Raw genomic sequence first — 20585 nt, forward strand, 5'->3', positions numbered from 1 at the left:
CTCCTCGGGCCCGCCGTGCCCGCCGCCCACATCGAGCACGACCGGGAGCAGCCCGGCCGCCGGCGCGGTGTGCCGCAGCGCGGCCCACGTGTCCGGTGCCGCCCGCTCGTCCGCGAGCCACAACAGCGGTTCGGGCCAAGGGCCTTCGGCCGTCGCGTCGATCAGCCGACCGGCCGGAAGCGTGAGACCGAGGGACGCGAGCCTCGGCAGCGGATTGGGAAGAGTCGCCATGTCAGAGACTGTAGAGGCGGCCACTGACAGTCGCGGCGTGGGGAGTTGGCCGCGAGGAGTCCGGTCAGGCCGGGTACGGGCTCGCCTCGCGTGCCGTGCTCAGGGCGGTGGCCCACCAGGCGAGCTGGTCCAGCAGGGTCTTGGCGTAACCGGGCGCCGCGGCGTCCAGCGGCTGCCCGTCCTGCCACGCGGTGAAGTAGTTCGGGAACGCCAGACCGTCGCGGATGGTCACCGCGTGCAGTTCGGTGAGGACGTTCTCCAGGTGCAGGACGGCATGACGGCCGCCGGCCGCGCCGCCGTAGCTGACGAAGGCCACGGGCTTGGCCGTCCACTGGGTGAAGTGCCAGTCGATGGCGGCCTTCAGGGCGGCGGGGTAGCTGTGGTTGTACTCGGGCGTGACCAGGACGAAGGCCTCCGCCCCCGCCAGGCTGGACGTCAGGGGGGCCATCGCTTCGGGGCGCGGGTAGGAGTCGCCGGCGTACTTCGGTGACGCCGCCGGCAACGACAGCGGGATCTCGACGTCGGCGAGATCGACGACCTCGACCTCGAACCCGCCGTGCACGCGCGCCTGTTCGGCGACCCAGGAGGCGACGACGGGACCGAACCGGCCTTCGCGGACGCTCCCGATGATGACGACCAGCTTGTGCTGCTTCTGCTGCTTCTCGCTCATGAGATCCACGGTCCACCGCTGCCGGAGCGGCAACCAGACCCGGCACAGGCTGGCCCCCGCAGGGCCACGCTGCGGCATCCGACCGAACCGGCACCGCCACTAAACTCGGGTCATGGGCACGCCACTGGGCGACTTCGTCCGAGCCAAGCGCGACAGCATCCAGCCCGAGTCGTTCGGGATCCCCGACCGTGGCCGCCGACGCTCCCCGGGGCTACGGCGTTCGGACCTGGCCGCGCGTGCCGGGATCAGCGTCGAGTACCTCACCCGCATCGAGCAGGGACGGGACCGCAACCCGTCCCCCGCCGTGGTCAACGCCATCGCCGATGCCCTGAGCCTGGACGCCGTGGAACGCGAGCACCTGCGCTACCTCACCAAGATCACCGGCGGAGCCTGCCCCACGCACCGGCGGCCGGCGCCGCCCAGCCGCCATGTCCGCCCGACCGTGCTGGCCACCCTCCAACTCCTTGACCCCTCAGCCGCGTTCGTCACCAACCGCCTGGGCGACGTGCTCGCGCACACCACGGGGTTCGCGTCGGTGATGCGCGGCAGCGGACTGCTGGAAACGCCGGAGCCGAACCTGACGCGTTATGTGTTCACCGATCCGCGGGCCCGGACGTTCTTCGCCGACTGGGACCAGGTGGCAGATGAACAGGCCTTCGATCTGTGGCTCGGGCCGTCCCTGGAGACCTCCGAGTGGTTCACGGCCGACCTCGCCCCCCTGGCAGGGCAGGAGTTCACCAGGCGGCTCAACCGCCACCTGCCACCGCCACAGGTCCCGCTCCGCCTCAACCACCCCACCGCGCACGAACTGCGGTGGCAGCGCGAACGGTTGGAGCTGCCGCGCACCGACGCGCAGGAACTGGTCGTCCTCCTGCCCGCAGACGAGACGACGGCACAGGCTGTGGAACGCCTTCGCCGCAGGCCTGGCGGCACGCTTCGCGCGATCGGCTGACGCCGGCGGTCCCTCCCGCATACGAGGTTCGATTCAGCGGGAGGATCCGGAAGGACAGGCCCGGGAGTTCGGAGTACTCGCGCAGGGCGCGCAGTTGGTCGAGGTGCGGCACATCGCCACGAACCCGCGCTCCCCGTTCACCCAGCGCCCCTTCGTCCAGCGCGTCACCCCTGACCGCCATCTCCTGCTCCACGGCCGCGTGTTGACCGAGACGGGGTCTGACGGGGCGGTCAGGGGGACGGTGGCTCGGCTCAGGTGGTCTTGCGTCGGCGTACCGGCAGGTTCAGCAGGTCCGTGCCCAGCATCATCGGTCCGCCGAAGCCGGCTGTGCGGGCGCTGTCGCGGAGCAGGCTTCGCCAGGTCGTGTCGGAGACCGCGGTCGACTGGCCCGGGCTGATGTGGGTGGCGAGCAGGGTGCGGACTCCGGCTTCGGCGGCGATCCGGCCGAGGTCGGCGACGTCCGTGTGGACCGAGAGGATGTGGTCGATCAGCGCCTGGGGCAGGCCGAGAACCGCGAGCCCCGCCGGGTACAGGGCTTCGTGGACCAGGACGTCCGCCCCTGCCGCGAGCGTGATGATGTTCGGGGTCGGTGCCGTGTCGCCGGAGAAGACGACGCTTCCGTGGTCGGTGTCGAAGCGGTAGGCGTAGGCGGGGAACACCGCGCCGTGCGGGACGAGGACGGCGGTGACCTTCATGTCGTCGTTCTCCATGACGGTGAACGGCGCCATGGCCGGCGCGGAGTTCGTCGCCGAGGCGCCGACACCCGACGGCGGCAGCACGTCGTGGACGTTGAGCATGGTCGCCGGGTCGATGCCGGCGTGCTCGGTCATGAAGAAGGTCGGTGAGGCCGCGTACGCCTGACCGGCCAGCTTCGTCATCTCGACGGTGCCCGGCAGGAGCCCGGGGGCGCCGGTGACCGTCGAGACGATCCCTGCGGAACCGGGGCCGTAGACGTCGATCGGCGCCTGGAAGCCCTGCACGCCCGCGACGCCCGCCGACAGCATCGGGAACGAGTAGTAGTCGACGATGTGGTCGGCGTGCAGGTGGGTCAGGAAGATCCCGGACAGGGCCGGCATGGACAGTCCGGCGCGCAGATACTGGGTCACCGCTCCTCGTCCACAGTCGACCACGTACGTCTTGCCGTTGACCGTCAGCGCCGACGATATGCCGTATCGGGTGGCCAGGGGCGGCGGGCCGCCGTTGGTGCCGAGCAGGGTCACGGACAGACCCGTCGAGGAGGCCGTGGTCGACGTGGCCGCGGCAGCCGGCGAGCTGCTCAGCAGCGGTACGGCGGCGGTCGCGGCGGCTGCCGCTGCCGCGATCGCGAGCACGCTCCTGCGCGACGTCGAGATGGTGTTGGATTCGTTCGTGCAATCACACATGACGGGTAAGCCCCTTTGTTGCTCGGATGGTGTGCTGCCGCAGTCGTCTGCCGCCACAAGTCCCGACGATCAGCCGTCCGTGTCGCAGTAGATGGGTGCGGTATCCGCGTTGGCCTTGGTCACCAGGCGGGTACTGACGCGTGCGATCTTGTTCTTGTCCTCCTTGCGCAGGAGGCCGAGTGTGTGTGTCACCGCCAGGGCGCCCAGGTCCTGGACCGAGTTGGACACGGTCGCCGAGAACTTCCCGCTCTTGAGGGCGGCGAGCCCCGGATCGGTCCCGTTGACGGTCACGATCTTCACGCTCCGCGCGCCCGCCGCGTCGAGCGCCTCACGCACCCCGAAGGCCATGTCCTCGTTGGCGACGAACGCGTACTGGATGTCGGGGTGGGCGTGGATCAGCTTCGCCGCGGCGGCCTTGGCCTTCGGCTGGTTGTACATGCCCAGCTCTTCGCCCACCACCTGCACGTTCGCCGGCAGGTTCTTGGTGAATCCGGCGACCATCATGTCGGACGACGTACTCCCGTCGCCGGAGATGACACCGGCCTTGACGGACTTGCCCGCGGCGTCGTCGCCGACCCATTGGGCGTCCAACTTGCCTATCCCGGTCAGGTTGCCGACGGCGGCGCCGAGGATCTTGCTGTCGTCCGCGGGCATCAACGCGATCAGGAAGATGGGTACGTGCGCCTTTCGCGCCGTGGCGATGTCGGCGTTCAGCGCGCTGGCGTCCACGCTGATCAGGATGATGGCGTTGACCTTGTCCGCGATCATGCGCCGCACATTGCGCAGCTCCGCCGCCTTGCTCCCGTTCGAGTTGGCGGTCACCACTTTTGACAGGTTGTTCTGCGTGGTCGTCGTGACCGCTGTCTGCAGGCAGGTGTGGTACGGATCAGTGCCCCCGTTGATGAACCCCAGGACGGTGGGCCCCTCGGAGGAGACGCTGCTGTTCGGCATCAGGGAGCATCCGGTGGCCAGGAGGGCAAGGCCTAAGGCGGCGGTGAGTACAGGTCTGCTGGATCTGGGCATGCGAAAGGAGCCTTTCTGCCGTGCGCGACGTGGATGTCGGGACCGGTACCGCCCTGATGCGCAGCCGTGCTCACGAGGCTCACCTTCATCGGCGTCGTGTCCGTCACGCTACTGGATCGTTTTAGTGGAGAGCGGCGAAATCCTATGACGCATGCGGGACTTGAGGAGGTGGAAGCGCAAACTTTGTGTTTGTTCCGTGCGTGCTCGCGCAAGGCGGCCGACCGACGGCCGTGGCACCACGACGAGGGCCGCCGGGCAGTCGGTCCGGTTCGCACCCCGAACTGCCGAGCGGCCCTGCTGTCACGCGTCTTCGCTGAGGTCGCTCAGGCCGGTCAGTCCCACCAGAAGGACCACACCTGCTGGTTGAGTACCTCGTGCTGGGCGTATGCGCGAAGCGCGTCGTGATGGCCCTGGGTGATGTTGTCCGGGCAGAAGGCGAAGTGCTCGGCCGCCACCGCCTCGGCCTCCTCCTGGGTCGTCGGCGGGGCCGCCACCGACAGCACCAACTGGTCGAAGGTGAGGGCCACGACCCTTGTGCCGAAGCGGTCCTCCCAGGATCGGAGCACGGCGCACAGCCGGGCCACGTCCCCCTCGTAGTTGATCTGACCCGACCAGCCGATCGCCGCCGGAATGTCCGCGCTGCGGCGGGCCGGTACCAGCGCGAGGCGCGGTTCCTTGAGCCAAGAACTGCTCTCCGTAAGGAAGTCGGCGACCTCGGCGGCGCGGGTGTCGGGGTCGACCTCCGGCTCCGGCTCGGTGGCGGGCGCGAGCCCCGGCCACTCGGGACCGTACGGGGCGATCGTCTCGTCGTACGTCGCCTGCTCGCCGAAGTTCTCGACGACGGCTTCCTTGCCGGGGTAGTCCGCGTCCGGGGCGAGTTCGTCCGCCGCGTACTCCTCCCAGAACTCCTCCAGCACCTCTTCGGCGTCGTGGTCGCCGGGGTACGACACCTCGTCGGGCCTCAAGTACCAGTTCTCGAGCCCGCCTTGGGTGCCGCCCATGTCCATCAGCAGTGGCAGCAGCCCGGCCGCCCGGCGCGCGGGCTGGAGCGCGGCGTAGCCACCGGGACTCGCCGGTCCGTCCGCACACCACAACAACGGTTCGTCCGACGGGCCTTCGGCGGTCACGTCGATCAGTCGCCCGGCAGGGAGTTCAAGCCCGAGCGAGCCGCCGCTCGGGTCGGCCGCCAGCCTCGGCAGCGGATTGGGAAGAGTCGCCATGTCAGAGACTGTAGAAGCGGCCACTGACAGTTGGGGCGTGGGGAGTTGTCCGTCGACTCGCCCGAAGATCACAAGAGGGGAAAGGCGATGGAGAACGTGACCCGTAGCGTTGAAGCAGAGCTGGCGGGGTTCACCGATTTGTTCCGGGACCTGGAGGAGTACGTCGTCTCTCTGGACCGGGTGCTGTCACGCATCGGTGCGGGAGGCGATCCCGGCATACTTCTTGAGTACGTCGTGGAGCACGGCCTTCCCGCCCGGCTGGCTCGCGCCCGTGGGTTCGTCGGCGATGCCCTGGAAACGGTCATCGGCGCGGAGGCGCTGGAAGCGATCGCCGATCAGGTCGAGGGATACCGGGACCGCACGTGAAATCTTCAGTTACTGGCCGGCGGTGAAGGCTGCCCAGGCGGTGGGGCCGAGTTGGAGCGTCGGCCCGCTGCCGTCCGGGTTCTTGGAGTCGCGGATGTGGATGGTGTGGGGGCAGGTGGCGACCTCTACGCATTGGCCGCCCTCGCTGCCGCTGTAGCTGGACTTCCGCCAGGCGTAGGCGACTTCGAGGCAGGCGCCGCCTTCCTCGCTGCTGTAGGTCGACTTGAACCAGTGAAGTCCGGTGCTCATTGGTCTCCTAGGAGGCTGCCGAGTGCGTGGTGAAGGCGGTCCATGCGGTGGGTGAGACCGTGAGCGTGGGGCCGCTGTCGTCCGGGTTCTTGGAGTCGCGGATGTGGATGGTGTGGGGGCAGGTGGCGACTTCGACGCATTGGCCGCCCTCGTCGCTGCTGTAGCTCGACTTCCGCCAGGCGTAGGCGACTTCGAGGCACTGGCCGCCCTCGCCGCTGCTGTAGCTCGACTTGAACCAGTGAAGTCCGGTGCTCATTGATCTCCTAGCAGACGGTCCAGCAGGCTTCGTGACTCCTCGATAGTGAGGGCCTGCGTCCGCAGCATCGCATATTTGCGCGTCAGGATGGACACCTCATCCGCGTCGGAGACCCACTGACTGCCGCGCTGCGACTCCGTGTAGGCGAGGTGCTGGTGGTCAGGTGTCTCCAGCAGCGTGAAGGAGCCTGCCTCCCCTGCATGAGAGGTCCGATTCAGTGGAAAGATCTGGAAGGACAGGCCCGGAAGTTCGGAGTACTCGCGCAATGCGCGCAGTTGGTTGCGGTGCGTTTCGCGACCCCCGTTGGGCCACAGCAGCGCGGGCTCCCAGACGACGAAGCTCATCGTCGGGGGGATCTTGCGCTGCAGGATCTCCTGGCGGCTGATGCGGCCCGCCAGGAGCGTCTCCAACTCGTCCTCGTCGTACGCCGGAAGGCGACTGCTCATCAGTGCGCGGGCGTACGCCTCCGTCTGGAGGAGGCCGGGGACAACCAGCGCGTCGTACCAGGACAGGGCGATGGCATCCCGCTCGTGCAGCATGTACTCCTCTGCGAACAACGGGAATTGATCGATCTCCGGCAGGTTGTCCACCCCTGCCTCCAACGTCCCCTTCGTGTCGAGGATCCTGTCCAGCGTCCTCGCGAGCGACGGCATCAACCGGCGCCTGCCCTGCTCGACCGACGCGATCGTCTCCTCGTCGACCATCGCCCGCTCGGCGAGCTGACGTTGCGTCAACCCGGCGGCCATGCGGGCCGCTTTCACCTGTGAGCCCAGTAGCCGCATCGCCGAGCGGTTCTTCTTGGAGTTCATTCTGTGGTGCTCCCCACATCCACCCGTTCCGGACCCCGCGTGAACCCGTACTCCGCCCGTACAAAAACGAATCCGGGGCTCACGCCCTGTCAACAGTAGTGACGCTACGCAACTCTTGTCCCGTGAACCTGAGTGAGAAGTTCTTCCGGCGCGAACGCCGGTCCGTTCCCGCCGCCAGGGAATTCGCTCACGCGTTTCTGGCCGCCTGGGGACTCGCGGAGACCGAGCGTGGCGCCGATGTGCTGTTGTGCGTAAGCGAGTTGGCGACCAACGCGCTGGTGCACGGCGTGCCGCCGGGGCGTCAGTTCCGGCTGTTGCTGCGGTGCGACGGGCGTGTGCTGCATGCCGAGGTGCACGACAGTGGGGGCGGTGTCCCGCGCGTTCCCAGCCATCCCGACGACACCGACGAGGGCGGGCGCGGACTGCTGCTCGTATCGGCCCTCGCCGACAAGTGGGGCGTACGGGAACGGGACTTCGGCAAGGTGGTGTGGGCCGAGTTCGCGTGCGAGGCGGGTGGGTCGTCAGGCCTTGTCCGCGGGGCGGCTCAGGAGCTCTGGGGCGAGCAGGGCTCGGTAGGGCTCGAAGATCCGCTCCGGGGAGAGTTGGTGGGCGGCGAGCTCATCGGCGATCAGGTTGAGTACCGCCAGTGACTCACCGCGGATGATCAGGGGCATTACGGCCGCGGCCAGTTCCCGAGCGGCACGGTCGAGGGGCGGTGGCCACTCCCGGTGAAGGGCTGCCACGGCGTCGGCCAGATCCTTCCAGTCGCCTTGGTACACGCCCGGCAGCGTCTCGCCGAAATATGTGCTGGGCAGCTTGGTCCACAGATGCAGCAGCAACTCGGTCTGGGCGAGCGGAGGCCGGGGCAGCGCGCTGAAGAGCAGCCGGACGAAGTGGCTCTCCTCGTCGTCCCCGTCCTCCAACTCCTCGACCAGGGCGAGGATCTCCTCGGTCGGCCACTCGCGGACGACGGCCTGGATCACGAGGCTGTTCTGCCTGATCAGGCGCCTGCCCTGGCCGAGTTGCTCCCGCAGGTAGTCCGCGACATCCGCCCGCGGTCGTCGGACGAACGCGGTGATTCCCGATCGCACCAACCTCGGCAGTACTTCACCGACATCGGCCAGTTGCACGGTCAGGGCGAGCACATCGCTCGGCGCGCGCAGCAGCAACGCCGCCAGCAGCATCTCCGCACCCTGTTCGGCCCGCATGGGGCCGGAAATCTCGGTCAGCACCAGAACCAGCCGCGCGAGCTCCTCCGTCGGCATGGAGAGCGCCAGCGCGGTCCGCAGCCGTACGGAAACCTCCTCCCGTCCATGCGCCAGGAGCCGGTCCGCCAGCAGCATGACCTCACGTGGCTGACGTTTCCGTACGAGCGCTTCGAAGGACGGATCCGCCGGGTCTTGCGTGGCCGGCAGCGAGACCGCCGTCTCCTCGGCCCAGGTGAACGCGGCAGTCGGCACCTCGCTTTCCACGTCCCACCACAACGGGTTGTCCGTGGCGTCCGTGCTGGTCGGGCCATTGTCCGCGTTGTCCACGGTGGACAACGGGAGCGTCTCGGCGCCGTCGTCCAGTGCGGTCACGGCATCGCGCAGACGGTCCGCGATCGTCCGGCTGAGCGCCTCGGCCCGCTCCAGAGCCACGTCCACGTCGTCGCCGTAGCCTCTCTGCGGGGCGACTTCCTCCGCGCCCGGCCCCGGAAGCTGTGCGGTCCCCCGCTCGCGACGGATCTCCCGGGTTCGGGTCATGGCCTCCGCGAGGAGTGCGGTGGCCAGTTGGCGGTCCTGTTCCGTCCGGGCCAGCCGGGAACTGGTGCGGTCGTGGCGTTCGATCGTGCGGGTCAGTTCCGAGTCGATACTCCGGAGACGCGGCAGGTCGGGCGGGATCGCCGCCATGGTCAACTCCCGTTCCCGGGTGAGGTGTTCCACCTCGTCGGCGAGGACGACCACCCAGACGGACAGCACGGACGCGAGGCCGGTGGCGTCACGCAGGGCCAGTTCGGATGCGTACCGGACCTGGTTGAGGGACTCCAACTGGTTGTTCTTGAGCCGGAGTTCCTCATACAGCTCGATCGTTCTCGCCTGGGCGGCCACCGCCACACTTCTGATGACCGGGTCCTTCTCGTTCCTCACGTCGAGTACCGGAGTGCGCCGGTTCTCCGCCCTGGCCAGCAGGTCCAGGCCCTCCGCGAGCAGGCGTGTGCGCCTCGGCCGTAGCTCCGGCGCGGCCGTGCAGGCTTCGACGATCGCCGTGACGAACCCGCCGTCGAGCTTCGCACCCGCCAGACGCTCACTGATCGCGGCCCTGCCCAGACCGGTCGCGTCCGTCTCGGCCAGCGCCCGGACCGTCATGCCCGCGACCTCCATGCGCTTGCGCAGGAACGTGACGAGAGCCTTGTACTCCTCCGTGTCCGCCCGCACAGGGGCGAACTTCCGGCCCGCCCGACGGGGCGACTGCTGCTCGGCCATCTGTCTCCTGGTCCCGATGCCCATATGTCCACGGACAAAGGGCATTGTCCGGCAAGGCAGGGCCCGTGGTCAGGCGCTTCCGCATCGCGGTTGAGGACAAATCGCCGTCCTGCGCAGGCTATTCGCAGCCCACCCACGGAGAAGCGAGGAACAATCATGCCCGCGCCGAAACGCACCCGCACTCTCGACCTGCTCGCCTTCGTCGCCGTCCTGACAACCGTCGTCGTCCTGCTGCTCATCGGCGTACCGCCGGACTCCCTGGCGATCGTGGTCGTCGCCATGGGCGGCCTGTACGGAGCCTGGCTGGGCGTCGGACGGGGCGGGCGGGAGGAATAGTGGTTCCGAACAGCGTTGAGATCTCAGTCGTCGGCCGGCACGTCATGACGCGCGAGCCAGTTCGGATCGTCCAGATCCTTGCGGGCCCGCTGCGACAGCTGGGCGAGCCCAGCACCGCGTCCCCGGGCGAAGCACCCGCGGGCCTCGCACCGGGCGTGCTCCAAGGCTGCGGCCCGAGCGGCGTCCTCGCTGTCGTACCGCGTCACGTTGTGCCGCTCATGGCCCTCCTGCGAGTCGGCAGCGGCCTGCCCGGCTTCAAGGGCCCAACAGCCTTCCCAGCCGTGGTACTTGTCACCCTTGTCGCTCACCCAGAAGTACGCCATGACACGGAGTCTGCCACCGGGAGAGGGGTGCATCACGGCCTTCGCCCAGGTCATGCCGCTCGGGCTGGTCCGTGAGTGCCGTCTTATGGTTCCGGGATGAGCAACTCTGCCGCGGCTGCTGTCCTCACAACCGCCGACCTGTCGGAAGCGATACGGGCGGTGCGTACCTTGCTGGGCATGGCGGACATCGGTCAGGGAGAGGTCGACTTCGAAGCCGTGATCAGGTCGCCGGATGTCCTGGCGCGAGTACGTCATGTACTGCCCGGCCTCGAATGGTGGGCGTCGGCCGGCAAGGAGCACGGTTCGTCGAAGGCCGGCGACGACCCCGCGGACTGCCTGCCTGTCCAAGTGTTCGACTGGGGTCGTCCGATCGACCGCGCTGAGCCCTTCATCGCTGCTCTGGGGCCGGATCCCGCGGCTGTTCGGTGGGATCTCGACGCATGGCCCGCGGTTCCCGAAGCGGGACTGGAGGCGATCTCGCAGAAGTACGCGTACCTCACGCTGACCGTGAATTCCCGGGACCTCTACCAGGACGAGCCGTCGCCGGACCACACCATCCACGTGCACGTCCGGAACCGGAACGGCGACCAGACCGCCCGCGTCCATTGGCTCGCCGGTCAAGTGGGCGGCCGATTCACCGGCAGGGTGGAGTTGGCGCCTCTGTAACCCCTCAGCTCCTACCGGCCCAACAGCCGCCGCACCCGCCGTACTTGACGGTTGTCCGCCAGCGCGTCCAGGAAGCGGCGCCCGCCGCCGGACTCGTACGCCGGGCCCTCCACGCGGAGCACCGTGCCGTCGCGGACGACGGCGTGGGCGAGCGGCTTGGCCGTCTTCGGGATGTTGACCGGGTAGCGGCCGGAGGGGAGCTTCAGGCGGGCGGGGAGCCGGAGTTGGGCCACATCGGTGCCGGGGGCCGGGAGCAGTTCGGCCTGCACTCCGAGCGTGCCCACGGTGACCTTCAGGCGGACGGGCGCGCTGTCCTGCGTCGCCGCGAGGTACGGCAGCGGGAGTGAACTGCCCTCGCCCCGCCCGGCGTTGGTCGCGGCCACCGTCGACGTGTCCTGGCCCAGCTTGCGCTGACGCTGGTCCACGTCTAGGGCCAGCTGGCCGCTGCCGGTCCAGTACGGGAAGGACAGCCTGCCGCCGGTCAGCGCGGGACCCGCCGCCGGGGTGCCCGGCGTGGCGTCGCCCGTCACGCGCACCATCCGGTCCACGCCCAGGAGTTGGACGTAGGCCCACACGTCGTGCACCCCGCGCTCCAGCGGACGTCCGCCCGCCAGCCGCTCCGGGTCGAGGGACAGCCGTCCGGAGGCGACCAGTTGGGAGCGGCCTTCGCCGAGCGGTCGTAGGCCGAGCGAGAGGTCGCCCTCGGGGTACCACCAGTCCTCGCGGTCACGGTCCTTGACGATCAACTCCGCGTACGCCAGCCGGAACGGGTCGGGGACCTCCCAGCCGTCCGCCGTGCCCGGAACGCCGTCCAGGAGGTCGGGGTCCAGCCACTGTTTGCCGTCCCGTTCGACCAGGGTCAGCGGTTCGCCGTCGCCGCGCAGCAGTTCCAGCGTGATGTCGGCGACCAAGTGGCCGTTCTCCCAGCGCGGTTCGCCCACCGTGCTGCGGGGCTTGATCTCGCGGACGCGCTCGGCGAGCGTCACCGCGCCGTCGAAGTCACCGGCCTCCAGGAGGGTGGCACGCAGTCGGGACACGGCGGGTAGGCCCTCCCGGACCGCCGCCGGGAATTCCGACACGGCCACTTCGCGTGCCGCCTCGAAACGCTGTCGCTGCTCGGCCGGGTCCTCGCGCAGGATCTCGGGCTCGCGGGTCCGGGAGAGGACCTCCACGTGGTACAGGCGGTGGAGCAGGCGGTTCTGGAGGGCGTCGATGTCGTCGGACGGGGTCGTGCCGTCCTTGATCTGGCGGGCGATCGTGCGGGTGTTGGCCCAGAAACCGTGCCGGGGGTCGAAACGGTGCTGGGTGTTGTTGCCGCCGTCGTCCCGCTTCATCCAGTAGTAGACGGGATAGTCGGCGAGGATCGCGATCCTCGCCGCCTTGAGGTAGGCCGCGCTGACGAAGGCCAGGTCCTCCAGGATCCACGGGCCCTCGGGGAACCGCAGCCCGTGCTCCTCGACGAACGCCCGCCGGAACATCTTGTGCGGCGACATGCTCTGCATCAGCTCGTCGTTCTCGATCGTGCAGGCGTCCACCGTGTGCCGGAACAGCCGCCTCGGCCGCACCATCGTGCTGGACATCTTGCCCAGGACGACATCCGCGTCGGTGCGCTTCGCGTGCTCGTACAGCCGCTCCAGCGCCTCGGGCCCCAGCTTGTCGTCATGGTCGACGAACTGGATGTACTCGCCCTGCGCGTGCCGCATACCGAGGTTGCGCGGGGCGCCCGGCCAGCCCGAGTTCGGCTGGGTGTGCACCTGGACGTTCGGGTGCCCGGCGGCGATCTTCTCCAGGCGGCTCAGTGTGTCGTCCGTCGAGCCGTCGTCGACGTAGACGACCTCGTACTCGTCGGCGGGCAGACTCTGCCCCAGCAGCGACGGGGCGCACTCGTCGACGTACTTCCCGGTGTTGTAGACGGGAACGATCACACTGACCTTGACTCTGGGCATTCCAGGACACTACACAGCTACGGCACACGCCCGTCAAAACAATCCCTTTTCCCGGTCGGCGGCCGAACGACCGCGGCCTGTCCTCTCCGGGGAGAGAACAGGCCGCAGTCGTGCGCTTCGTGGAACGGGTGGAACGGGTGGAACGGTCAGAGCTTTTCGGGCGTCCTGATACCCAGCAGCGCCATCCCCCGGTGCAGGGTCCGGGCCGTGAGGTCCACCAGGAGCAGACGGTTCTCCTTCTGCTCCTGCGTGTCGGCCTGCAGGACCGGACACTGGTCGTAGAACGTCGTGAGCAGGGACGCCAGTTGGTACAGATAGGCCGTCAGCTTGTGCGGGGCGTACTCCTTCGCCGCGTCCGCCACCACCTCGCTGAACTGGTCCAGGTGCAGGCCCAACGCCCGCTCCGCCCCGGTCAGTTCGAGCTCCGGATGAGCCAGCGGCCGGGCCTCGCCCGCCTTGCGCAGGATCGACTGGATACGGGCGTACGCGTACTGCAGGTACACCGACGTGTCACCGCTCAGCGACACCATCTGGTCCAGGTCGAACTTGTAGTCCCGCACGGCGGACGTCGACAGGTCGGCGTACTTCACCGCGCCGATCCCGACGTACCGGCCGTTCTCCACGATCTCCTGCTCGGTCAGGCCCATCTTCTCGGCCTTCTCCCGGACGACCGCGGTCGCCCGCTGCACCGCCTCGTCGAGAAGGTCCTCCAGCTTCACCGACACACCCTCACGCGTCTTGAACGGCTTGCCGTCCTTGCCGAGGATCGTGCCGAACGCCAGCTGGAACGCCGAGACGTCGTCGTTCAGCCAGCCGGCCCGCCGCGCGGTCTCGAAGACCATCTTGAAGTGCAGGGACTGCCGGACGTCGACCACGTACAGGAGCGACGTCGCCTTCAGGTTGAAGACCCGGTCCCTGATCGCGGACAGGTCGGTGGCCGCGTAGCCGTAGCCGCCGTCGGACTTGCGGACGATCAGTGGGGTCCGGTTGCCGTCCGGGCCCTTGATGTCGTCGAAGAACACGCACAGCGCGCCGTCCGAGATCTCCGCGACCCCGGACTCCTCAAGGAGCCGGCAGGTCTCGTCCAGCATGTCGTTGTAACCCGACTCGCCGACGATGTCCGGGTCCCGGATCTCCATGTCCAGCTTCTCGAAGACGGAGAAGAAGTAGATCTTCGACTCGTCCACGAACTTCTGCCACGCGGCGAGGGTTTGGGGTTCGCCCGCCTGGAGGTCTACGACCCTGCGCCGGGCCCGCGTCTTGAACTCCTCGTCGGAGTCGAAGAGTTTGCGCGCCGCCTTGTAGAGCCGGTCGAGGTTCGACATCGCCTCCTCGCCGGTCACCTGCGCGTCGCCGTGGTCCAACTCGCCCGGGTGCTCGTCCAGATACTGGATCAGCATCCCGAACTGGGTACCCCAGTCGCCGATGTGGTGCCGCCGGACCACCGACTCGCCGGTGAACTCCAGGAGTTGGACGAGCGCGTCGCCGATCACCGCGGAGCGGAGGTGGCCGACGTGCATTTCCTTCGCGACGTTCGGCTGCGCGTAGTCGATGACCGTCGTACCCGGGTGGTCCACGAGGGGGACGCCGAGGCGGGCCGGGTCCGCGTAGCGCGCGGCCAGGTTCTCGGCGATCGCCTTGTCGGTGATCGTGATGTTCAGGAAGCCGGGGCCGGAGACCTCGACGTCCTGGATCACATCGCCCGTCGTGATGTGCGAGACGACCTGCGTCGCCAGCTCCCGGGGGTTGGCCTTGGCCTTCTTGGCGAGGGCGAGGATGCCGTTCGCCTGGAAGTCGGCACGGTCACTCCGTCGCAGCAGGGGGTCGACTCCGTCGGCTTCCGGGAGGGTGGAAGCGAGGGCGTCCGAGAGGCGCTGGTGGACGAGATCCGTGAGCGACGTGACCGAGGTCATGGGGTGGGAGCCGTTCTCCTCGTGGGTTTGGTAGACACGGTCAGTATCCCACGGGGGGTAAAGCGAGTTTTTCGGGTGCGGGCCCGGTGGGGGCTGGTCGCGCAGTTCCCCGCGCCCCTTGAAGGCGGCTGCGCCGCCATCCAAGCCTCAGCCGCCGCGCGCCTGGGAGGCGGCTGCGCCGTCATCCAAGGCTCGGCCCTCGCGCGCCTGGGAGGTGGCTGCGTCGCCATCCAAGGCTCGGCCGCCGCGCGCCTGGGAGGTGGCTGCGCCGTCATCCAAGGCTCAGCCTCGCGCGCCTGGAGGTGGCTGCGCTGCGATCCAGGCCGCGGCCCCGCGCCCTTGGGAGGTGGCTGCGTCGCCGTCCGAGCCTCAGCTCCCGCGACCGGTGAGAGGTGGCTGCGCTGCCATCCAGGCGCTCGGCCCCGCGCCCCTGGGGGCGGCTGCGTCGCCGTCCGAGCCTCGGCCCCCGCGACCATTGAGTGGTGGCTGTGCCGCCTAAACTGGGGGTGCAGCCGAATTGACCGTAGTGACTGCCTTGAGAAAGAAGGACGTGCCGATCGTGGCTCAGAGCACCGAGACCACCGACTGGGTCTCCCGTTTCGCGGATGAGGTCATCGAGGAGTCGGAGCGTCGGGCCCCCGGCAAACCTGTCGTCGTCGCGTCCGGGTTGTCCCCCTCCGGTCCCATCCACCTCGGCAACCTCCGCGAGGTCATGACCCCGCACCTCGTCGCCGACGAGATCCGCCGCCGGGGCCACGAGGTCCGGCACCTCATCTCCTGGGACGACTACGACCGCTACCGCAAGGTGCCCAACGGGGTGGAGGGGACGGACGCCGGCTGGGCCGAGCACATCGGGAAGCCGCTGACCTCCGTACCGGCCCCCGTCGGTTCCGCTTACCCGAACTGGGCCGAGCACTTCAAGGCCGCGATGGTCGAGTCGCTCGCCGAGCTGGGCGTGGAGTTCGACGGGATCAGTCAGACCGCGCAGTACACCTCCGGCGTGTACCGCGAGCAGATCCTGCACGCCATGAAGCACCGCGGTGACATCGACGCGATCCTCGACCAGTACCGCACCAAGAAGGCCCCGGCCAAGAAGCAGCAGCAGAAGGCCGTCGACGCCGCCGAGCTGGAGGCCGAGGAGGGGTCGGGGGCCGCTGAAGAGGACGACGGCAGCTCCGGGTCCGCCGGGTACTTCCCGTACAAACCCTTCTGCGGCAGCTGCGGCAAGGACCTCACCACCGTCACGGCCTACGACGACGACACCACCGAGCTGACGTACGTCTGCACCGAGGACGGCTTCACCGAGACCGTCCTGCTCAGCGAGTTCAACCGCGGCAAGCTGGTCTGGAAGGTCGACTGGCCGATGCGCTGGGCCTACGAGGGCGTGATCTTCGAGCCGAGCGGTGTCGACCACTCGTCTCCCGGGTCCTCGTTTCAGGTAGGCGGGCAGATCGTCGGGATCTTCGGCGGCGAGCGGCCCATCGGGCCCATGTACGCCTTCGTCGGCATCAGCGGCATGGCCAAGATGTCCAGCAGCAAGGGCGGGGTCCCCACCCCGGCCGACGCGCTCCAGATCATGGAACCGCAGCTCCTGCGCTGGCTCTACGCCCGCCGCCGCCCCAACCAGTCCTTCAAGATCGCCTTCGACCAGGAGATCCAGCGCCTCTACGACGAGTGGGACAAGCTGGACGGGAAGGTCGAGGACGGGTCCGCCCTTCCCGCCGACCTCGCCGCGCACTCCCGTGCCGTACGCACCGCCGCCGGTGAACTCCCGCGCACGCCCCGCCCGTTGCCGTACCGCACCCTCGCCTCCGTCGCCGACATCACCGCCGGAGCCGAGGACCAGACGCTGCGCATCCTCAGCGAACTCGACCCCGCCAACCCCCTGTCCACCCTCGACGAGGTCCGCCCCCGGCTCGACAAGGCCGAGGCCTGGATCAACACGCACGTCCCCGCCGACCAGCGGACCATCGTGCGCGACGAACCCGACACCGACCTCCTCAAGTCCCTCGACGAGTCCGCCCGGCAGTCCCTGCGACTGCTCACCGACGGACTCGCCGACCACTGGTCCCTGGACGGCCTGAGCCATCTCGTCTACGGCGTCCCGAAGGTCCAGGCCGGCTTCTCCGCCGACGCGACCGCGAAGGAACTCCCGCCGGAGATCAAGACCGCCCAGCGGACGTTCTTCGCCCTCCTGTACCACCTGCTCGTCAGCCGCGACACCGGCCCGCGCCTGCCCACACTGCTCCTCGCGGTGGGACAGGAGCGGGTGCGGAGCCTGCTCGGCGAGTAAGCCGTTCTACGACGATGAGGGCGCCCCGAGCTCGATGGCTCGGGGCGCCCTCATCGTCGTAGGAGAACCGCTTAGGCGATGTGGTCTTCCTGGAGTTCCGCCGTGTGGCGGTTGGTGAAGCGGTTGACCATTCGCTCGGCCTCGCGCTGCGGGAGCGTGATGCCGTACGTGGCCTCCACGTCACCCCGGAACTGGCCCCCGGTCGGGTAGCTGCCGTCTATCGACTTCTTGAAGATGAGGTAGTAGTCGTCCTCGGACGGCTCCGTGCCGCCGCCCGCTCCCATCTCACGGGTGCGGCCCGGGCCCGCCGGGATCGGGAACGTACCGGTGTCCTCGGGCGAGGGCTCGGGCTCCGGCTGCTGCTCCTCGTACCGCTGTTGCTGTTGCGGGAACTGCTGTTGTTCCTGGAACTGCTGCTGCTCGAACCGCCGTTGCTGTGCGAACTGCTGCTGCTCCTCCTCGTACTGCTGGAACTGCTCGGCCTGCTGCTGCTCCGCGTACCACTGCCGGTACGCGCTGTCCGGGTCGTACGTCGGGTCGTAGCCGCCCTGGTACGCGACGGTCTGGGGGTCCCGCGCCTGGAGCCACTGACTCTGCGGCTCGGTGTATTCCTCCGGCTGCTCGGGCTCGTTCGGCGCGGGTGCCGGCAGCTGTTCCCGGGCCGGTGCCGGGTTGCTCTGTACGGCCGGTGTCTGCGGCTCGCGGGCCGGTTCCAACTGCGGGGCGGGGGGCAGCAGTACGGGCTCGATGCCCGCCGCCGCCAGACCCGAGGGGGCGGTCTCCGCGAGCGGGACGCCGTAGCGGGCCAGCCGCAGGGGCATCAGGGACTCCACCGGGGCCTTGCGGCGCCACGCGCGGCCGAAGCGGGAGTGGAGGCGGGCCTGGTAGACGAGACGATCCTGCTCCAGCTTGATGACCTGCTCGTAGGAGCGCAGTTCCCACAGCTTCATCCGGCGCCAGAGGAGGAACGTCGGGAGGGGGGAGAGCAGCCAGCGGGTGAGGCGGACGCCCTCCATGTGCTTGTCGGCGGTGATGTCGGCGATCCGGCCGATCGCGTGCCGGGCCGCCTCGACGGAGACCACGAACAGGATCGGGATCACCGCGTGCATACCGACACCGAGCGGGTCGGGCCAGGCGGCGGCGCCGTTGAACGCGATCGTCGCGACCGTCAGCAGCCACGCCGTCTGGCGCAGCAGCGGGAAGGGAATCCTGATCCAGGTCAGGAGCAGGTCCAGGGCGAGCAGGACGCAGATACCCGCGTCGATACCGACCGGGAAGACGTACGCGAAGTTACCGAAGCCCTTCTTCAGGGCGAGTTCGCGTACCGCGGCGTACGAACCGGCGAAGCCGATACCGGCGATGACCACCGCACCGGAGACGACCACGCCGATGAGCACCCGGTGCATACGTGTGAGCTGAATGGGCGCGGACACCCGTACTCCCCTCCCCTTGCATGGTGTTGCGCGCAACAGGGTGGCACATGTGTGCGGCGTCCCGGGCGTCGGTCCGCCAGGAGCCCGGCACCCAGGAGGGGTCGGGCTCCGTCAAAAGGCTTGGCTGACCTGCGAGTTGAGGGCGAAAAGCGGTGTGGATGTGACGGTCAGCTCTTCTTGGTGGCAGAGGGGGAGGGAGAGGCCTTGGACGCCGACGCGGAGGGAGATGCGGACTTGGACGGGGACTTGGACGGGGACGCGGAGGGCGAGCCGGTGCTGCTCCCGCCGCCGCTGCCGTTGGCCGTCGTGACCGCTGCCACGGCCTCCTTCACGGCCTTCTCCGCCGCCTTCGTCAGTGTGTCCGCGCTCGGCGTCTTGTCGCCCGCCAGACCCGCGCCGTTGTAGTCGATCGTGACGACCACGTTCTCGACCCGCGCCACCACCGTCTGCTGCTTGAAGGCGCCTTCCTTCTTCTTCAGGTCGTAGCGCACCGCCGTGGCCTCGTCACCCGCGCCCGCGACCGGCACCGACTTGGTGTTCTTCGCGCCGGTGACCGACTGCGCCTCCTGCACCTGCTTCGCGTAGTACGACGCGGCCAGCTTGTCGCCCTCGCCCTGCGTCTGCGACGAGTCGAACCGCAGCAACGACACGTTCAGCCAGCGGAACTGCGAACCCTTGACCCCGTTGTTGTCCAGGCTCGTCCAGGAGCAACTGCCCCGCGACGCCGTGTCCGTCGACGTCCCCTCCTTGCCCGACTTGGCCCCCTTCGGGACCAGCTCGGTCAACGTCTTCTTCGACAGCACCGCACACGGCTCGGGCAGCTTCTTGTACGCCGCCGCCTGCACCGTCGGAGCGGCCGTGGCGTCGGCGGAGGTCGTCGCGCCGAGACCGGCCGTGTCCTTGGCCGAGCTGTCGCCCGAACCGGAGTCCGAGGAGCAGCCGGCCGCGATCAGCATCACCGGGACCGCTGCCGCGCAGACAAGGACGCGGTGAAGACGCTTCGCTCGCTGGTGGTCCTGCTGGTCACGCTGTGCTGGTTGATGCATGGTTCCTTCACTCATGACGCTCGTGGTTCCTGCCGTCGGATCGGGTCCGAGGGGCCACGGTACGCGGTGAGTCAGCTGTGCGGTCTCCGTTCACGGGCTTTGAGCGGGCCCCCGAAAGTGACCGTACGAGCCCCTAACCGTTGAGCGAGTCGGCCAGTTGCGCGGCCAGTTTCCGCGCCCTGTCCTGCATCTTCTGGCTGTCCGGGACCACGCCGACCGTCGCCGGCTGCTCCTCGTACTCGATGGTCACAACGACGTTGGACGTGCGAAACACCACAGTTACCGTCCGCTGCTTGGCCGTCGAACCGGAGCTGCTCAACGCGTCGTCGAGGAACGCGTCGTCACCGAGATCGGAGAGTGTCCGGGGCTGGAGGGCGGCCGGGGTGGTCGAGTCGGAAGGGGAGGCGGAGGTCGAGGCCGAGTCCGAGGAGGACGCGGACGCGGAAGAGGAGGGGGTGGTGCCGGCGGAGGCCGAGGTCGAGGTCGAGGGGGTGGCCGAGTCCGACGCGGTGGTGCTGGCGGCCGGCTCCGGAAGATCCGCCGCCACTTCCTTCGTCGTGAAGATCGACTTCGCCTCGCTGTCGTCGCTCACCGCGTTGTCGTACGACACCACCCGCTCGAAATCGACCAGCAGATGGTCGGTCGCGTCCGTGGACTCCACCTTCCAACGGCAGCCCACCTTGCGGTCCGTGTCGAACGTCAGCGTCGCCGTGCCCGCGTAGGCGGCCTCGCGCTGGTCCGCGTCCGTGATCTGCTTGATGCCGGGGAGCAGGGAGTCCAGCGTGCTCTGGCCGACGGCTCCGCAGGGTTCCGGAAGCGTGCGGTACTTGCCCGGCTGGGCCGCCGCCGTCGCCGTACCGGCGTCGCCAGGGTTCGCGTCGTCCGTCGTACCGCCGCTGCCCGAACCGCTCGTGCAGCCGGCCAGCAGCGCCACGAGGAGCGCGGCGGCGCCGGGTACGTATGCCTTCCGCTGCACGGTCGGGCTCCTCTCGACGACGATCAAGGG

General features: G+C 68.9%; 19 protein-coding genes and 2 pseudogenes. 6 read left to right on the forward strand and 15 right to left on the reverse strand.

Annotation, left to right across the window (positions count from 1 at the left end; translation table 11 throughout):
- Positions 1-231: pseudogene (locus R6V09_RS09090) on the reverse strand (DUF4253 domain-containing protein); the annotation flags it as partial.
- A 64-nt stretch (positions 232-295) separates the two neighbouring features.
- A complete protein-coding gene (locus tag R6V09_RS09095) occupies positions 296-901 on the reverse strand; it encodes an NADPH-dependent FMN reductase (RefSeq protein WP_317880836.1) in 606 nt (201 codons plus the stop codon).
- A 112-nt stretch (positions 902-1013) separates the two neighbouring features.
- Between R6V09_RS09095 and R6V09_RS09100 the strand changes: the two genes are divergently transcribed.
- The gene (locus tag R6V09_RS09100; protein ID WP_317880837.1) at positions 1014-1853 is read left to right on the forward strand and encodes a helix-turn-helix domain-containing protein; all 840 of its coding nucleotides are present in this window, start codon (positions 1014-1016) and stop codon (positions 1851-1853) included.
- Between the two features lie 251 nt (positions 1854-2104).
- On the opposite strand, the gene R6V09_RS09110 is transcribed toward R6V09_RS09100, so the two are convergent.
- From R6V09_RS09110 to R6V09_RS09120, 3 genes are all read right to left on the reverse strand, one after another.
- Positions 2105-3235, reverse strand: a complete 1131-nt coding sequence (locus R6V09_RS09110; protein WP_317880838.1) for an MBL fold metallo-hydrolase — start codon at positions 3233-3235, stop codon at positions 2105-2107.
- Positions 3236-3304: 69 nt separating this feature from the next.
- A complete protein-coding gene (locus R6V09_RS09115; protein ID WP_317880839.1) occupies positions 3305-4186 on the reverse strand; it encodes a sugar ABC transporter substrate-binding protein in 882 nt (293 codons plus the stop codon).
- A gap of 404 nt (positions 4187-4590) precedes the next feature.
- A complete protein-coding gene (locus R6V09_RS09120; RefSeq protein WP_317880840.1) occupies positions 4591-5478 on the reverse strand; it encodes a DUF4253 domain-containing protein in 888 nt (295 codons plus the stop codon).
- Between the two features lie 87 nt (positions 5479-5565).
- Between R6V09_RS09120 and R6V09_RS09125 the strand changes: the two genes are divergently transcribed.
- Complete coding sequence (locus R6V09_RS09125) at positions 5566-5844, forward strand: hypothetical protein (protein WP_317880841.1); 279 nt, start codon at positions 5566-5568, stop codon at positions 5842-5844.
- A gap of 9 nt (positions 5845-5853) precedes the next feature.
- Here the strand turns inward: R6V09_RS09125 and R6V09_RS09130 are convergent, their stop codons facing one another.
- From R6V09_RS09130 to R6V09_RS09140, 3 genes are read right to left on the reverse strand one after another with little or no spacing between them, the layout of a single operon-like run.
- Entirely contained in the window at positions 5854-6093 is a 240-nt protein-coding gene (locus tag R6V09_RS09130) for a DUF397 domain-containing protein (RefSeq protein ID WP_317880842.1), read from the reverse strand.
- Between the two features lie 7 nt (positions 6094-6100).
- Positions 6101-6349 (reverse strand): DUF397 domain-containing protein, encoded by a 249-nt coding sequence (locus R6V09_RS09135; RefSeq protein ID WP_317880843.1) that lies wholly within the window; start codon positions 6347-6349, stop codon positions 6101-6103.
- The gene (locus tag R6V09_RS09140) at positions 6346-7158 is read right to left on the reverse strand and encodes a helix-turn-helix domain-containing protein (protein WP_317880844.1); all 813 of its coding nucleotides are present in this window, start codon (positions 7156-7158) and stop codon (positions 6346-6348) included. The genes R6V09_RS09135 and R6V09_RS09140 overlap by 4 nt, the downstream gene beginning before the upstream one ends.
- Before the next feature lie 122 nt (positions 7159-7280).
- On the opposite strand from R6V09_RS09140, the pseudogene R6V09_RS09145 reads away from it, so the two are divergent.
- Positions 7281-7658 (forward strand): annotated as a pseudogene (locus tag R6V09_RS09145) (ATP-binding protein); the annotation flags it as partial.
- Between the two features lie 21 nt (positions 7659-7679).
- Here R6V09_RS09145 and R6V09_RS09150 read toward each other — a convergent pair.
- Positions 7680-9623 carry a hypothetical protein gene (locus R6V09_RS09150; protein WP_317880845.1) on the reverse strand — a complete coding sequence of 648 codons (1944 nt, stop codon included), beginning with the start codon at positions 9621-9623 and terminating at the stop codon, positions 7680-7682.
- 156 nt (positions 9624-9779) lie between these two features.
- Here R6V09_RS09150 and R6V09_RS09155 point away from each other — a divergent pair, with 156 nt between their 5' ends.
- Positions 9780-9959 carry a hypothetical protein gene (locus R6V09_RS09155; RefSeq protein WP_317880846.1) on the forward strand — a complete coding sequence of 60 codons (180 nt, stop codon included), beginning with the start codon at positions 9780-9782 and terminating at the stop codon, positions 9957-9959.
- Between the two features lie 23 nt (positions 9960-9982).
- Here R6V09_RS09155 and R6V09_RS09160 read toward each other — a convergent pair whose 3' ends face one another.
- Entirely contained in the window at positions 9983-10336 is a 354-nt protein-coding gene (locus R6V09_RS09160; protein ID WP_317880847.1) for a hypothetical protein, read from the reverse strand.
- A gap of 42 nt (positions 10337-10378) precedes the next feature.
- Between R6V09_RS09160 and R6V09_RS09165 the strand changes: the two genes are divergently transcribed.
- Positions 10379-10948, forward strand: coding sequence for a hypothetical protein (locus R6V09_RS09165; protein ID WP_317880848.1), 570 nt, complete (start codon positions 10379-10381; stop codon positions 10946-10948).
- A gap of 11 nt (positions 10949-10959) precedes the next feature.
- Here the strand turns inward: R6V09_RS09165 and R6V09_RS09170 are convergent, their stop codons facing one another.
- Positions 10960-12894: a glycosyltransferase family 2 protein gene (locus R6V09_RS09170; protein ID WP_317880849.1), complete on the reverse strand. Its 1935-nt coding sequence runs from the start codon at positions 12892-12894 to the stop codon at positions 10960-10962.
- 146 nt (positions 12895-13040) lie between these two features.
- The gene (gene argS / locus R6V09_RS09175) at positions 13041-14807 is read right to left on the reverse strand and encodes an arginine--tRNA ligase (protein ID WP_317880850.1); all 1767 of its coding nucleotides are present in this window, start codon (positions 14805-14807) and stop codon (positions 13041-13043) included.
- Positions 14808-15357: 550 nt separating this feature from the next.
- On the opposite strand from argS, the gene lysS reads away from it, so the two are divergent.
- Positions 15358-17100 (forward strand): lysine--tRNA ligase, encoded by a 1743-nt coding sequence (lysS, locus tag R6V09_RS09180; RefSeq protein WP_317880851.1) that lies wholly within the window; start codon positions 15358-15360, stop codon positions 17098-17100.
- 71 nt (positions 17101-17171) lie between these two features.
- On the opposite strand, the gene R6V09_RS09185 is transcribed toward lysS, so the two are convergent.
- The 3 genes from R6V09_RS09185 to R6V09_RS09195 all read right to left on the reverse strand — a co-directional run bounded on the left by R6V09_RS09185 (position 17172) and on the right by R6V09_RS09195 (position 20555).
- The gene (locus tag R6V09_RS09185; protein ID WP_317880866.1) at positions 17172-18506 is read right to left on the reverse strand and encodes a DUF2637 domain-containing protein; all 1335 of its coding nucleotides are present in this window, start codon (positions 18504-18506) and stop codon (positions 17172-17174) included.
- Positions 18507-18700: 194 nt separating this feature from the next.
- Entirely contained in the window at positions 18701-19594 is an 894-nt protein-coding gene (locus R6V09_RS09190; RefSeq protein WP_317880852.1) for a DUF3558 domain-containing protein, read from the reverse strand.
- Positions 19595-19712: 118 nt separating this feature from the next.
- Positions 19713-20555, reverse strand: coding sequence for a DUF3558 domain-containing protein (locus R6V09_RS09195; RefSeq protein ID WP_317880853.1), 843 nt, complete (start codon positions 20553-20555; stop codon positions 19713-19715).
- Positions 20556-20585 lie beyond the last annotated feature (30 nt).

Source organism: Streptomyces sp. W16 (assembly GCF_033194735.1).
Taxonomy (GTDB): Bacteria; Actinomycetota; Actinomycetes; order Streptomycetales; family Streptomycetaceae; genus Streptomyces.

Excerpts from the sequence above, each read along its gene's own strand:
- R6V09_RS09095 (WP_317880836.1), bottom strand. The coding sequence starts at position 901 with ATGAGCGAGAAGCAGCAGAAGCAGCACAAGCTGGTCGTCATCATCGGG.
- argS (WP_317880850.1), bottom strand. The coding sequence starts at position 14,807 with ATGACCTCGGTCACGTCGCTCACGGATCTCGTCCACCAGCGCCTCTCG.
- R6V09_RS09130 (WP_317880842.1), bottom strand. The coding sequence starts at position 6,093 with ATGAGCACCGGACTTCACTGGTTCAAGTCGACCTACAGCAGCGAGGAA.
- R6V09_RS09135 (WP_317880843.1), bottom strand. The coding sequence starts at position 6,349 with ATGAGCACCGGACTTCACTGGTTCAAGTCGAGCTACAGCAGCGGCGAG.
- R6V09_RS09120 (WP_317880840.1), bottom strand. The coding sequence starts at position 5,478 with ATGGCGACTCTTCCCAATCCGCTGCCGAGGCTGGCGGCCGACCCGAGC.
- R6V09_RS09150 (WP_317880845.1), bottom strand. The coding sequence starts at position 9,623 with ATGGCCGAGCAGCAGTCGCCCCGTCGGGCGGGCCGGAAGTTCGCCCCT.
- R6V09_RS09100 (WP_317880837.1), top strand. The coding sequence starts at position 1,014 with ATGGGCACGCCACTGGGCGACTTCGTCCGAGCCAAGCGCGACAGCATC.
- R6V09_RS09160 (WP_317880847.1), bottom strand. The coding sequence starts at position 10,336 with ATGACCTGGGCGAAGGCCGTGATGCACCCCTCTCCCGGTGGCAGACTC.
- R6V09_RS09185 (WP_317880866.1), bottom strand. The coding sequence starts at position 18,506 with ATGCACCGGGTGCTCATCGGCGTGGTCGTCTCCGGTGCGGTGGTCATC.
- R6V09_RS09165 (WP_317880848.1), top strand. The coding sequence starts at position 10,379 with ATGAGCAACTCTGCCGCGGCTGCTGTCCTCACAACCGCCGACCTGTCG.
- R6V09_RS09115 (WP_317880839.1), bottom strand. The coding sequence starts at position 4,186 with ATGCCGAACAGCAGCGTCTCCTCCGAGGGGCCCACCGTCCTGGGGTTC.
- R6V09_RS09110 (WP_317880838.1), bottom strand. The coding sequence starts at position 3,235 with ATGTGTGATTGCACGAACGAATCCAACACCATCTCGACGTCGCGCAGG.
- R6V09_RS09125 (WP_317880841.1), top strand. The coding sequence starts at position 5,566 with ATGGAGAACGTGACCCGTAGCGTTGAAGCAGAGCTGGCGGGGTTCACC.
- R6V09_RS09140 (WP_317880844.1), bottom strand. The coding sequence starts at position 7,158 with ATGAACTCCAAGAAGAACCGCTCGGCGATGCGGCTACTGGGCTCACAG.
- R6V09_RS09190 (WP_317880852.1), bottom strand. The coding sequence starts at position 19,594 with ATGAGTGAAGGAACCATGCATCAACCAGCACAGCGTGACCAGCAGGAC.
- R6V09_RS09170 (WP_317880849.1), bottom strand. The coding sequence starts at position 12,894 with ATGCCCAGAGTCAAGGTCAGTGTGATCGTTCCCGTCTACAACACCGGG.
- R6V09_RS09155 (WP_317880846.1), top strand. The coding sequence starts at position 9,780 with ATGCCCGCGCCGAAACGCACCCGCACTCTCGACCTGCTCGCCTTCGTC.